Origin of the sequence: Lutibacter sp. (assembly GCF_030692605.1) — a bacterium.
Lineage (GTDB): Bacteria > Bacteroidota > Bacteroidia > Flavobacteriales > Flavobacteriaceae > Lutibacter.
In genome coordinates, this window is record NZ_JAUYUD010000105.1 from 39158 (window position 1) to 52941 (window position 13784).

14 protein-coding genes are annotated in these 13784 nt (G+C 30.8%); 6 read left to right on the forward strand and 8 right to left on the reverse strand.

The genetic code is table 11. The annotated features are described in order from the left end of the window. The first annotated feature begins 77 nt into the window (after positions 1-77). Positions 78-1088 (forward strand): SDR family oxidoreductase, encoded by a 1011-nt coding sequence (locus Q8S45_RS10775; protein WP_305604571.1) that lies wholly within the window; start codon positions 78-80, stop codon positions 1086-1088. 11 nt (positions 1089-1099) lie between these two features. Here the strand turns inward: Q8S45_RS10775 and Q8S45_RS10780 are convergent, their stop codons facing one another. From Q8S45_RS10780 to Q8S45_RS10790, 3 genes are read right to left on the reverse strand one after another with little or no spacing between them, the layout of a single operon-like run. Next, positions 1100-1510 carry a DUF4296 domain-containing protein gene (locus Q8S45_RS10780; protein ID WP_305604573.1) on the reverse strand — a complete coding sequence of 137 codons (411 nt, stop codon included), beginning with the start codon at positions 1508-1510 and terminating at the stop codon, positions 1100-1102. Beyond that, positions 1503-2852 (reverse strand): dihydroorotase, encoded by a 1350-nt coding sequence (locus Q8S45_RS10785; protein WP_305604575.1) that lies wholly within the window; start codon positions 2850-2852, stop codon positions 1503-1505. The genes Q8S45_RS10780 and Q8S45_RS10785 overlap by 8 nt, the downstream gene beginning before the upstream one ends. 28 nt (positions 2853-2880) lie before the next feature. Further along, positions 2881-3600 carry a polyprenol monophosphomannose synthase gene (locus Q8S45_RS10790; RefSeq protein WP_305604577.1) on the reverse strand — a complete coding sequence of 240 codons (720 nt, stop codon included), beginning with the start codon at positions 3598-3600 and terminating at the stop codon, positions 2881-2883. Positions 3601-3669: 69 nt separating this feature from the next. Here Q8S45_RS10790 and Q8S45_RS13985 point away from each other — a divergent pair, with 69 nt between their 5' ends. Then, on the forward strand, positions 3670-4332 hold the full coding sequence (locus tag Q8S45_RS13985; RefSeq protein ID WP_371133016.1) for a DUF4271 domain-containing protein: 663 nt from the start codon (positions 3670-3672) through the stop codon (positions 4330-4332). Between the two features lie 16 nt (positions 4333-4348). After that, complete coding sequence (locus Q8S45_RS10795) at positions 4349-5095, forward strand: uroporphyrinogen-III synthase (protein WP_305604579.1); 747 nt, start codon at positions 4349-4351, stop codon at positions 5093-5095. Between the two features lie 22 nt (positions 5096-5117). On the opposite strand, the gene radA is transcribed toward Q8S45_RS10795, so the two are convergent. From radA to panC, 4 genes are all read right to left on the reverse strand, one after another. Continuing rightward, positions 5118-6476 carry a DNA repair protein RadA gene (gene radA / locus Q8S45_RS10800; protein WP_305604581.1) on the reverse strand — a complete coding sequence of 453 codons (1359 nt, stop codon included), beginning with the start codon at positions 6474-6476 and terminating at the stop codon, positions 5118-5120. Between the two features lie 113 nt (positions 6477-6589). Next, positions 6590-7561, reverse strand: coding sequence for a lysylphosphatidylglycerol synthase transmembrane domain-containing protein (locus tag Q8S45_RS10805; RefSeq protein ID WP_305604583.1), 972 nt, complete (start codon positions 7559-7561; stop codon positions 6590-6592). 1 nt (position 7562) lies between these two features. Beyond that, positions 7563-7913 carry an aspartate 1-decarboxylase gene (gene panD / locus Q8S45_RS10810; RefSeq protein WP_305604585.1) on the reverse strand — a complete coding sequence of 117 codons (351 nt, stop codon included), beginning with the start codon at positions 7911-7913 and terminating at the stop codon, positions 7563-7565. Positions 7914-7951: 38 nt separating this feature from the next. Next, positions 7952-8791 carry a pantoate--beta-alanine ligase gene (gene panC / locus Q8S45_RS10815; protein ID WP_305604587.1) on the reverse strand — a complete coding sequence of 280 codons (840 nt, stop codon included), beginning with the start codon at positions 8789-8791 and terminating at the stop codon, positions 7952-7954. 108 nt (positions 8792-8899) lie between these two features. Here panC and Q8S45_RS10820 point away from each other — a divergent pair, with 108 nt between their 5' ends. Genes Q8S45_RS10820 through glmS form a run of 3 tightly spaced genes read left to right on the forward strand, consistent with a single transcriptional unit; the run spans position 8900 to position 13127 of the window. After that, positions 8900-9706, forward strand: coding sequence for a glycogen/starch synthase (locus tag Q8S45_RS10820; protein WP_305604589.1), 807 nt, complete (start codon positions 8900-8902; stop codon positions 9704-9706). A 25-nt stretch (positions 9707-9731) separates the two neighbouring features. Next, positions 9732-11264 (forward strand): DUF4270 domain-containing protein, encoded by a 1533-nt coding sequence (locus Q8S45_RS10825; protein WP_305604590.1) that lies wholly within the window; start codon positions 9732-9734, stop codon positions 11262-11264. Positions 11265-11276: 12 nt separating this feature from the next. Beyond that, positions 11277-13127, forward strand: coding sequence for a glutamine--fructose-6-phosphate transaminase (isomerizing) (gene glmS, locus Q8S45_RS10830; RefSeq protein ID WP_305604592.1), 1851 nt, complete (start codon positions 11277-11279; stop codon positions 13125-13127). Positions 13128-13167: 40 nt separating this feature from the next. On the opposite strand, the gene Q8S45_RS10835 is transcribed toward glmS, so the two are convergent. Continuing rightward, positions 13168-13749, reverse strand: a complete 582-nt coding sequence (locus tag Q8S45_RS10835; RefSeq protein WP_305604594.1) for a MarC family protein — start codon at positions 13747-13749, stop codon at positions 13168-13170. Between the last annotated feature and the right edge of the window lie 35 nt (positions 13750-13784).

Genomic DNA, 13784 nt, shown 5'->3' on the forward strand with positions numbered 1-13784 from the left:
TTTTAGCTTAAAGGAAGCCATTTTAACTTTTAGTTTTTAAAGGTTAAAATGTAGAAACATTTTTTTACTTTCGTTTTATGATATTAGTTACCGGCGGAACAGGTTTAGTTGGCTCTCATTTATTGTATCACCTTTCTTTGAAAAATGATACAATAAAAGCGTTACACAGAAAAAATAGCAATTTAATTGCTGTAAAAAAGGTATTTAAATACTATACCAATAATTATGAAGCCCTTTTTTCAAAAATAAAATGGGTTGAAGCTGACATTACCGATGTTTGTGCTCTTGAAGATGCTTTCGATAATATTACTGAGGTGTATCATTCGGCCGCATTGGTTTCTTTTAATCCAAAAGATTACAAGAAAATGCGAAAAATTAACATAGAAGGAACTTCCAATATTGTAAATTTTTGCATTGAAAAAAAAGTAAAAAAACTATGTTATGTAAGCTCCATTGCCACTATTGAAAAAGCTGTAAATAAAACGATGATAGACGAAGAATGTGAATGGAGTTCGGAGAAAAATAATTATGGGTACGCTATTACCAAATACGGAGCTGAAATGGAAGTTTGGCGTGCATCTCAAGAAGGTGTACCTGTTGTTATTGTAAATCCAGGTGTTATTTTTGGCGTAGGTTTTTGGAATACAGGTTCTGGTGCCATTTTTAGCAAAATTCACAACGGACTTCCTTTTTATTCTGAAGGTGTTACGGGGTTTGTAGCTGTAAAAGATGTGGTAAATTGTATGATTTTATTAATGAATTCTAAAATTATTAACCAACGATTTTTATTGGTTGCTGAAAACAAATCCTTTAAAGAAGTTTTTTCAGAAATTGCTCGTTGTTTTGGGAAAAAAGAACCTTCCATTAAAGTTACCCCTTTTATAGGTGAAATTGGTTGGCGATTGGGTTGGTTAAAATCTTTGATAACTGGAAAACCACCTGTTTTAACTAAACAAACAGCACATTCTATTAATAACAAACATTATTATAGTGCTCAAAAAATTAGTACGGCACTTAACTTTAAATTTGAGCCAGTTTCAGAAACATTGAAACAAATATGTGATACTTATAAAAATGAAAATAGTTAAGTGAAGAAATCTTATTCCATTTCTACATCCTCACCCCTTAAAATCCTTGGCTTAGAACCTCTATTTATTGAATCTGAAATTTTTCTTTCAAGATCATATTGCTCTTTTAACGCAGTTAATCTAGCTTCAACTCGTGCTAAAATCTCATCATAATCATCAATTCTAGAGGTGTAGTAATAATTGCTTTCTTTAAATTGAGTACTATCAATATTGTATTTAGCAAATACTAACGGATAGTAATTTACAGCTCTTTGTAAATGTATATTTTTTATGTTTTCACCTGCATTTGCAATGTGCATATCCGTTAATAAATCAACCATTTTATTCTTTGATATAAGGTTGTCTGGTTTTTTAATAATAGTATTACTAGTGCAAGAAACTAGCATTAAAACACCTAATAATATGCAAAAATATTTAATCATTATTTCTGTTAAATAACAAACGTTTCCCTTTTATAGTATCATTAAATTTACCTTTATTATAAATTAAATGACCATTTACAAAGGTATGGGTTATTTTTGAGTAAAAAGTAGTGCCTTCAAAAGGAGACCAGCCACATTTATATAAAATATTTTCTTTAGTAACTGTCCAAGGCGATGCAATATCAACCAAAACCAAATCGGCATAATATCCTTTTTTAACAAAACCCCTTTTTTCTATTCTGAAAAGTTTAGCAGGATTATGGCACATTTTTTCAATTATTTTTTCAACTGAAATTTTGCCTTGTTGTTGTGCTTTTAACATAGCAGGTAGCGCATGCTGTACTAATGGGCCTCCGCTTGGTGCTTTCGTGTATACTTGCTCTTTTTCTTCTTTAGTATGTGGAGCATGGTCTGTTGCAATTACATCAATTCGATCATCCAATAGCGCTTTCCATAATCCTTTTTGATCAAATACCGTTTTAATTGCTGGATTCCATTTAATTAAAGAGCCTTTTGTTTTATAATCTTCTTCATTAAACAATAAATGATGCACACAAACCTCCGCCGTAATCATTTTCTTTTCAATTGGAAGTTTATTTGAAAATAGAGTAGTTTCTTTATCAGTTGACAAATGAAAAACATGCAGTCTTGCTCCTGTTTTTTTTGCTAATTTAATTACCTTTGACGATGAAATATAACAGGCCTCAGCACTTCGTATTTTTGGATGACAATCCATTGGAATATCATCTCCATACTCTTTTTTATACTTTTCTAAATTATTTTTAATCGTTTCCTCATCTTCACAATGAACGGCAATCAACATTTTTGTTGAAGAAAATATTTTTTCCAAAACAGCTTCATTGTCCACCAACATATTTCCAGTTGAACTTCCTAGAAACAATTTGATACCTGCAACATTGGCTGGATTCGTTTTTAATAATTCTTCCAAATTATCATTGGTTCCACCAAACATAAACGAATAATTAGCATACGATGTTTTTGATGCTATTTCAAATTTATCTTCTAATAAGTCCTGGGTGGTAGCATTTGGATTGGTGTTAGGCATTTCGATAAAAGACGTAATTCCACCAGCAACAGCAGCTCTGCTTTCAGTTTCTATGGTAGCTTTATGTGTTAATCCAGGTTCTCTAAAATGAACTTGATCATCAATTATTCCAGGAATTAAGTATTTTCCCTCAGCATCAATAATGGTAGTATCTGCCGATTTTGAACTTATTGACGAATCTATATCAATAATATATTCTCCTTCAATTAAAACGTCGCCCTCAAAAATTATTCCTTCGTTTACAATTTGGGCGTTTTTTATAAGTGTTAAACTCATAGCTATTTAAACTTTTTTCCTTTTTTCTTTATTTGGGTAAACCCAAAACTCTCATTTTTATAACGCCAAAAACCGCTTCTGAAATTATAGAAGCACTCATTTTTGAAGTTCCCCTTTTTCGGTCTGTAAAAATAACCGATACTTCTTTATGTTTAAAATTTAGTTTCCATGATTTAAATTTCATTTCAATTTGAAATGCATATCCCACAAATTTAATTTTATCTAATGAAATGCATTCCAAAACTTTACGATGATAGCAAACAAAACCAGCGGTTGTGTCAAAGATAGGTATTTGGGTAATAATTCTAACATATTTTGAAGCAAAATAGGATAAAAACAATCGTTTAAAATCCCAATTAACTACATTAATTTTATTATTTAAATACCTCGACCCAATTGAAAAATCGGCTCCTTCAATAGAGCATGCATTATACAAATGAATTAAATCACTTGGGTCGTGTGAAAAATCGGCATCCATTTCAATTATATATTCATAATTTCTCCCCAAAGCCCATTTAAAACCATGTATGTAAGCGGTACCTAATCCATTTTTTTCTTTTCTAACTTCAATAAATAAATTTGAAAATTCATTTTGTAACTTTTTCACAATGGCTGCGGTTCCATCAGGAGAATTATCATCAACAACTAAAACATCAAAGGTCTTTTCTTGAGAAAATACAGCCCTTACAATAGCTTCAATATTTTCTATTTCATTATAAGTTGGTATTATTACCAGTGTGTTTGACATACCTTAAAATTAGGGCGCAAAGATACAATAATTTATTCCTAAATTTACATTTTTAAAAGCTCCTGATATATGTTTGAAGCAAGTGAAATTACAACTATTAACAAAGACTGGATTACAGCTCTTTTTATAATTGTTATGCTTTTATTAGCTTTTTTAAAATCGTTTTTTAATGAACGATTAAAACACACCTTTGTATTATTCTTTTCTAAAAAATACCTACATATTTACTATAACAAAGAGAAAAACATAACTTTTAATTTGTTTCAAATTCCGGCTTTTCTAATATTGGTTATTTCACTTTCTCTAGTAGTGTATTTGTCCAATTTCTATTTTTTAAAGTATGATTATTTATTAAGCCCAAAAGGGTATTTCATAATATTTTCTGGTTTTACTTTGTACTTTATTTTTAAATTTTTAATCAATTTAATTATTGCGTTGTTATTTAATTTTAATTATGAAAAAAATAAATTGGCTTTTGATAAAATGAGTTATTTTAATAATGTTATTTTATGGATTCTACCAACCCTAATTTTGAGCGTTTATTTTAAAAACTTTGAAGTTATTTTTCTTAACATAACTCTCATTATTTTAGCATTTACGCTTGCGCTTAGATATGCCCTATTTATAGCAAATAATAAAAATTTTATTTTAAGTCACTTGTTTTATTTTATTTTATACCTTTGCGCACTGGAAATAGCTCCATTAGTGATTATTTTTAAACTAACAATTTAAAGTACAATTGAAGTTTATGAAAGTGAAAACAATCTTGGTTTCTCAGCCCGTACCTACAGCCGAAAACTCCCCGTATTTAGAATTATCAGAAAAACAAAAAATTAAAATTGATTTTAGACCTTTTATACACGTTGAGGGTGTCTTAGCTAAAGATATTAGAGCTCAAAAAATTGATTTAAAAAATTTTACTGCAATTATTTTAAATAGCAGAAATGCCGTTGATCACTTTTTTAGAATTGCAGAAGAAATGAGATATGTTGTACCGGATTCTTTGAAATATTTTTGCGAATCTGAAGCTGTTGCTTTTTACTTACAGAAATACGTTGTTTACCGTAAAAGAAAAATATATGTTGGTGAACGCACTTTTGATGATTTAGTTAAAATTATTAAAAAACATAAGGATGAAACCTTTTTACTCCCTTCTTCCGATAAACTAAAAGAAACGGTTCCTGAAATTTTAAATGAAATTGGTATCAATTGGGTGAGAGGCATTTTCTACAAAACTGTTGTTAGTGATTTATCTGATTTAGGAAATGTGTTTTACGATATTTTAGTTTTCTTTAGTCCATCGGGAATTGATTCTTTATTTAAGAACTTTCCTGACTTTAAACAAAACGATACTAGAATTGCTGTTTTTGGCAATTCTACCATTAAAGCTGCTACCGAGGCTGGATTAAAGTGTAATATTCAAGCACCTACACCTGAAACTCCTTCCATGACAATGGCTTTAGAAAAGTACATTCTTGAAGTAAATAAAAAATAAAAAAAAACCGAGCTCGGTTTTTTTATGCAAATAAGTTTGCAATAAGGTCTTCTACTTTGGCAACTCTCAAAATTTTTATTGCAAAATTAGACTTGTTAATTTTATTGAATTTTGAAACAACAATCCTTTCAAAACCTAATTTTTCAGCTTCTAAAATACGCTGTTCAATTCTGTTTACTGGCCTCACCTCTCCTGCGAGTCCAATTTCTCCTGCAAAACAAATATTTTGAGCGATAGGTTCGTCTTCATTTGAAGATAATATAGCGCTAATGACTGCTAAATCTATTGCAGGGTCATCGACTCTTATTCCACCAGCAATATTTAAAAAAACATCCTTGGCACCTAATTTAAAACCAGCTCTTTTTTCCAATACGGCTAAAAGCATATTCAACCGTTTTGTATCATATCCCGTTGAAGAACGCTGAGGAGTTCCATAAACGGCAGTACTCACCAAAGCTTGAACCTCTATCATTAATGGGCGCGCTCCTTCTAAAGTTGCTGCTATGGCGGTACCACTATAGTCTCCATCTTTTTGAGAAATTAATATTTCAGAAGGGTTTTCAACTTCTCGCAAACCTGTCCCTTGCATTTCATAAATACCTAGTTCAGAAGTAGAACCAAACCTGTTTTTTTGTGCTCTTAAAATACGGTAGGTGTGATTTCGATCTCCTTCAAATTGCAACACCACATCAACCATGTGTTCTAGAATTTTTGGTCCAGCTATAGCGCCATCCTTTGTAATATGACCAATTAAAAGTACAGGTGTCGCAGTTTCCTTAGCAAATTTAATAAGTTCTGCAGTGGTTTCTCTTATTTGAGAAATTGAGCCTGGAGATGCATCAATATAATCGGTATGTAGTGTTTGAATAGAATCAATTACAACAAGTTCTGGTTGCACTTGCTCAATTGCCTTAAAAATTAATTGGGTATTCGTTTCCGTTAAAATTAGACAATTATTGTTTTTGCTACTCAACCGTTCGGCTCGCATTTTAATTTGAGTCTGACTTTCTTCACCTGAGACATATAAAACTCTTTTAGGCACATCCAGTGCTATCTGCAATAATAAGGTAGATTTTCCAATCCCAGGTTCACCACCTAATAATAGCATAGAACCCCGGACTAGACCACCTCCTAAAACTCTATTAAATTCGTTGTTTTTTGTGGCAATTCGATCCTCTTTATAAATGGTAATGTCATCAATTTTTAAGGGTTTATTAACCTTTTTGGGAGTGTTATTTTGTTTCCAATTTCTTTTTTCTTCTTTCTGAATTATTTCCTCAACAATGGTGTTCCATTCATTGCAAGAAGAGCATTGCCCTAACCATTTAGCATATTGAGTTCCGCAATTTTGACAAAAAAAAGAAGTTTTTGTTTTGGTCATATCTGTGCAATTCCAATTTTTAAAGTTTGCCTAATCTCGAATTCTATTCTCCTAATTTGAATAAATTCATTAAAAATAGCAACTAATTGTTAATTTTTATCAAATATAACCAATTACTTTTTCTTATTATAGATAGGTAAAAATATTAAGGATAAACTCCCAAATACGACAACCATAAGTGTTTGTGCTGTCCACATTATCCAACCAAAAGCGCGTGCTGCATTGTCATCTATTCGATATAAAATTAAGGCACTTGCAACTAAAACTGGGTAGGAACCCAATCCCCCGTTTGTTAAGGCCATACTAATAGCACCTAATACAAAACCAACAATAATGGCTGAAAGGGATAAGTTTGTTGTTTCGGGTAATGCAAATGTTACCACATAAAACATAAGAAGGTACATTCCCCAAATGAAAAAAGTATGAAAAATAAATTTCCATTTTTTTTTCATTGTAATAATACTTTTTAAACCATCTATTAAACCATCAACAAATTTCATGGTTTTAATGATTAAAGGGATTTCTGATTTTTTTAAAAATCGATACGTAAAATAGCCCAATATGGGCAATACACCAAAAACAAATACTTTAGAATAAACACTGCTTTTTAAATTATCTGTAAAAATATAGCTAGCAATTAATTCTGTTTGCAAGTAAAATGCAAATCCAATTATTATTAACAACATAAATACATCAATAACTCTTTCAGCAAAAATGGTTCCTATTGCTTTTTCAAAAGGAATTTTATCGTATTTTTTAATACTTGCGGCTCTTGCAAATTCTCCAGAACGAGGAACAAACAAATTTAAAAGATGAGAAACTAAAACGGTCATTACACTGTTGGCAATGTTCAATTTGTAACCCATTGGTTCAAGTAAAAATTGCCATCGATAAGCACGAGATAAATGGCTTAAAATACCTAAAACCACTGATAGACCAACCCACCAATAATTTGCCGTTTTAAAGGAATTTTTAATTGATTCTATATCTGATGGTGAAAGTCTAGAAAAAGAATACCAAATTAAAAAAACTCCCAATGCAATTGGAAGTGATATAAAAATGGTTTTTTTTAATTTAAATGCCAATTTAGGTTAATGAATTATCATTTTCATTAGGAAAAATAAGTGTTGGTATAAAAGTCTTCGCTTTTTCAAATTTCATAATTCCGTATGATATAATAATTATAATATCACCTTTTGCTACTTTTCTAGCAGCTGGACCATTTAAAGTTATTTCTCCACTTTTTCTTGGCCCTGGTATAACATAAGTTTCCAAACGTTCTCCATTGTTAATATTAACAACATGAACTTTTTCACCTTGAATTATATTAGCTGCATCCATTAAATCTTCATCTATTGTAATGCTTCCAATATACTGAAGATCGGCTCCAGTAACTTTAACTCTGTGAATTTTTGATTTTACAACTTGTATTCGCATGGCGCAAAAATAATAATTTTGTGTTAAATACTTAATATTTATAAACTTATATTATCAATTAGTCTAATTTTTTCAGCAAATACAGCTATAAAAGCCCGGTATTTACTTTGTGCATTTTTTATACTGATTGATTTTAAGTTGTTTTCATCAGCAATTTCAAAATATTCTAACTTCAATAATGAGTGATTTTCAAATTTCTTGTTCACCCATTCACAAACTTCAGCCGCACTTTTTGTGCCAAACTTAATTTTTACCTCCTTAAGGGTTTTATAAATAAATGGAGCTGCAGCTCTATGTTCTGGAGAAAGTCGCGTGTTTCTAGAACTCATGGCTAAGCCATCTTCTTCTCTATAAATTGGACAACCCACTATTTTAACAGGCAAATGGTGTTTTTCCACCATTTTTCTAATAATTTGTAATTGCTGAAAATCCTTTTCTCCAAAGTAGGCACTATGTGGTTTTACAACCTCAAAGAGTCTTTTTACAATAGTTCCAACACCGTCAAAATGTCCGGTTCTAAATTTACCTTCCATTTCAAACTCGAGACCGTCAAACAGAAAAGGCTGAGAGGTAATGTTATTTTCATAAATTTCTTCAGCGGTGGGAGTAAAAACAATGTCGCAAAAAATTGATTTCAAAAAAGTTAAATCTTGGTCAATTGTTTTGGGATAATTCACTAAATCTTCGTTCTTATCAAACTGAGTTGGATTTACAAAAATGCTAGCAATTACAAGGTCGTTTTCTCTTTTTGCTTTTTCAATTAATGACAAATGACCTTTATGCAAAGCTCCCATTGTTGGCACAAAACCAACAGTGATTCCTTTTTTTAACGAGTTCAGTTTATCTTGAACCGATTTAATTTTAGCAAAAACTAACATAACCAATTTGTAAATAAACGTTAAAAGCGTGCAAACTTACATCTTTCCAACTAATTTCTTCATTAATTTTCGTAATTTTGCATATTCTTTATAATAAAGATCCGATATATGAAAGATAAAAGAGTATTGATTGTTTCTTCGGAAGTTGTACCTTATTTACCTGAAAATCAATTGTCAACCACTTCATTTGAAGCAGCCAAGTTGGTTCATGGAATTGGTGGACAAACAAGAATTTTTATGCCAAGATATGGTTTAATTAATGAAAGAAGACATCAATTACATGAAGTAATTCGGTTATCGGGTATGAATTTGGTAATTAATGACATGGATATGCCTTTAATTATAAAAGTAGCTTCAATACCGAAAGAAAGAATGCAAGTTTATTTTATTGATAATGATGATTATTTTAAAAGAAAAGCTCTTTATTCTGATGAAGAAGATAATTTGTTTAGTGATAATGACGAACGAGCAATCTTTTTTGCCAAAGGAGTGGTTGAAACTGTAAAAAAATTGAACTGGGCTCCAGATATAATTCATGTACACGGCTGGTTAGCATCTTTATTACCACTGTATATAAAGGAGTATTACAAAAACGATGCATTATTTACTGATAGTAAAATTATTACATCACTTTATAATTTTGGCTTTGAAGGCTCTTTAAATAATGATTTCCAGAACAAAATAAAATTTGACAATATTGACGAATCAAAAATTGATTTTATTTCTAACCCAACCTATATTAACATTCTAAAAAATGCCATAGAAAATTCCGATGCTGTAGTTATTTCTAGTGAAAAGATAAATCCTGAATTAGAAGATTTTTTAAGCAAAAGTAAGGTCCCAGTATTAAATTATGCTTCTGAAGATAATTTTGCTGACGCTTATACAGAATTCTATAAAAACCAAATGTTATAGTATTATTAAAAACATAAATTTATATATGACAACCAAAGTTGTAACAGTAATAAAATACTTAGGAATATTTATTGTCCTTGTTTTTTCGACCATATCTTGTGAAAAAGACATTGAAAGTATTGGTGTAAGCCTTATAGATAATAACATCTTCACATCAAAAAAAACAGCATACGAAGTACTTACCTCAACTCAAAATATTGAAAGAGTTCCAACAAATGGGGCAGGTCAATATTTGTTGGGAGTTTATGCCGATAACGAATTTGGATCTTTAAAAGCGTCAATTGTTACGCAATTGAATGTGCCAGTTATTGGTACAAATTACACCTATGGGACCAATGCAGGTATAGATTCGGTTATTGTGTCTATTCCATATCAAGTAACTAAAAAAGATAAATTGACCGACGGGAAACCTCAATTTTCAATCGATTCGATTATTGGAGATACAAACACAGAGTTTAAATTGAATGTTTATGAGTTAAATACTTTTTTAAATACTTTAGACCCTAATGATCCTACTAAATTTGCAATTTACTATTCTGATAAACAATTTCAAAAAGGGCCTACACCTCTTTATTCAGGGAATTTTAAAGTAAATCCAAACGATACCGTTTCATATATTAAAAGATATTTAGCAGATGGTATTACTGTTTATAAAAAAGATACCATAAAAAATACAGACAAGAGTCCGAGTATAAAACTTCCTTTAAATGAAACGCTAATTAAACAACTTTTTATAGATAATGCAAGTAGCTCAAATTTCGCATCTACAGAAAGTTTTCAAAGCTACTTTAGGGGCTTGTATATTGAAGCTTCAGTGTTAAATTCTGAAAAATCTCATTTACTATCTTTAAACATTAGCAATGCAAAAATGACTATTTACTATTCTAACAATGCAGATGAAACAGCTGACGAAGATCTAAATGGAAATGGAACTAAAGGTGAACAAAACGTAAGGGTGAAACGTTCTTATGATTTTCTTTTTGGAACTATAAAAGCAAATGTTTTTGAAAGAAATTATTCTAATTCTAAACAAAGTGGGGCAGAAAGATTGTATGTTCAAGGAGCTGCTGGATCACTTGCTACCATTGACCTTTTTAATGGTGTTGATTTAACTGCAATACAAAATGCAAATAGGTTAATTACTGAGGCCAATCTTACCTTTTACGTAGATCAAAATGCTTCAAGTGCAATTGTGCCTGAACAATTAATTCTGTTTAATTACGACGAAAAAGTTCATATTCTTGATGTAATGACTGAAGGATTGTCTAAAGTGAGTGGTAAGTTAGTAAAAGATGCAGATGGGAAACCGTATAAATATGTGTTTAAAATAACCGATTATATTTCTGAATTGTTAAAATCAAAAGATCCTATAAATTTAGTGAGGTTAGGTTTAAAAGTATATAATCCAAGTGATTTACCTGTAGATGTCACCGATACTAAAGTGAAAGAAAATAGTTGGACCCCAAAAGGTGTTGTATTGTTTGGACATCATGCAAGTGCCGGAGATAAAAAACTGAAATTAGAAGTTTTATATTCGGAAATTAATATTAAGAACTAATATAAATTATTTATGTGTGGGATTGTAGGTTATTTAGGTCCGAGAGAAGCATACCCAATTATTATTAATGGGCTACAGCGTTTAGAATATAGAGGGTACGATAGCGCTGGTGTTGTTTTAGCATCCAATAATACACTTAATGTTTATAAAACTAAAGGAAAAGTTGCCGACTTAAAAAATATTGCCGATAATAATAACACCAAAGGTTTTTTAGGAATGGGACATACACGTTGGGCTACTCATGGTGTTCCAAACGATGTTAACTCTCACCCGCACGTATCTAATTCTGGAAATTTAGTAATTGTTCACAATGGAATTATTGAAAATTATGACACCATTAAAAAGGAATTAATCAAAAGAGGATATGTTTTTCATAGTGATACCGATACTGAGGTTCTCATTAATTTAATTGAAGAAGTAAAAATTAAAAACAATTGTAAATTAGGTAAAGCGGTACAATTGGCGTTAACCAACGTAGTTGGCGCATATGCCATCGCTGTTATTGATAATAATGATCCTAACACCCTTATTGTTGCACGGTTAGGGAGCCCCATTGCCATAGGGATTGGAGAAAATAATTCAGAATTTTTTGTTGCTTCAGACGCTTCTCCCTTTATAGAATATACTAAAGACGCCATTTATTTGGAGGAAGAAGAATTAGCAATAATCAGACTAGGGAAAGATATAAATGTTAGAAAAATATACGATGATTCTGAAGTAGAAACTAACATTCAAGAGTTAAAATTAAATCTTGAACAAATTGAAAAAGGAGGTTACGAGCATTTTATGCTTAAAGAGATTCATGAACAACCTAAAGCAATTTTAGATACTTATAGAGGACGTTTATTAGCTGACCAAGGTATTATAAAAATGGGCAGTGTTGATAATCACATTGCTAAATTTTTAAATGCCAATAGAATTATTATTGTAGCCTGCGGTACCTCTTGGCACGCGGGTTTAGTAGCCGAATATTTATTTGAAGATTTAGCACGAATTCCAGTAGAAGTTGAATACGCTTCTGAATTTAGATATAGAAATCCTGTTATAAACAATAACGATATTATAATTGCAATTTCCCAATCAGGTGAAACCGCCGATACATTAGCTGCTATTAAATTAGCAAAATCTAAAGGTGCCTTTGTGTTTGGAGTTTGTAATGTGGTTGGCTCATCTATAGCAAGAGAAACTGATACTGGGGCTTATACTCATGCTGGTCCCGAAATTGGAGTTGCTTCAACAAAAGCGTTCACAACCCAAATTACCGTATTGGCATTAATGGCTTTAAAATTAGGAAATTTAAAAGGGGAAATCTCAAATTCTAACTTGAACAATTATATTCAAGAAATGAGTTTAATTCCTTCTAAAGTTGAAGAAGCATTAAAAACAAATAATGAAATCGAAAAAATTGCGTCCATTTTTAAAGACGCTCCTAATTGCTTGTATCTAGGCAGAGGATATAGTTTTCCAGTTGCTTTAGAAGGAGCCCTAAAACTGAAAGAAATTTCGTACATACATGCAGAAGGATATCCAGCAGCAGAAATGAAACATGGGCCTATAGCACTTATAGATGAATCTATGCCAGTTGTTATTATTGCCACTAAAAGTGGTCATTATGATAAAGTTGTTAGTAATATACAAGAAATAAAATCTCGTAAAGGAAAAATAATTGCGGTTGTAACTAAAGGCGACACTATTGTAAAGGAATTAGCTGATCATATAATAGAAGTGCCAGATACAGTTGAACCTTTTACACCGTTGTTAACTACCATACCATTACAATTATTATCCTATCATATTGCAGTTATGAGAGGTTGTAATGTTGACCAACCAAGAAATTTAGCTAAATCTGTAACGGTGGAGTAGTTTCAAACGGAAAAATTGTATAATAAGATATTAAATTATCTTACGACATTTGAAACAAGTTTTGAATATTAGTAGCAAATAATTTAACGGCAATGGCTAATAAAACAACGCCGAATATTTTTCTAATAACACCAAGCCCTCCTTTTCCTAATACCTTTTCAATTTTTTTTGATGATTTTAAAACGGCATAAACAAAAAAAGTATTTATTATAATAGCTGCTACAATATTAATGGTTGCAAATTCAGCTCTAATGGCCAATAATGTTGTTAAAGTTCCAGCTCCCGCAATTAAAGGAAAGGCAATAGGAACTATGCTTGCAGTTTCGGGACTCTCATCCTTATACAGTTGAATTCCTAAAATCATTTCTAAGGCCAAAAAGAAAATAACCAAAGAACCGGCTACAGCAAAAGAATTAATATCAATACCTATTAAATTTAACATTCTTTCACCTATAAAAAGAAATGCAATCATAATAATTGCTGAAACTATTGAAGCCTTTTCAGATTGAATGTGACCAACTTTTGAACGCAATTCAATAATAATTGGAATAGATCCAATTATATCAATTACAGCAAACAAAATCATAGTTGCGGTAAATATTTCTTTAAAATTTAAAACCATTTTAGTTTTTTTTAACTATTTTTTTGATAAGAATC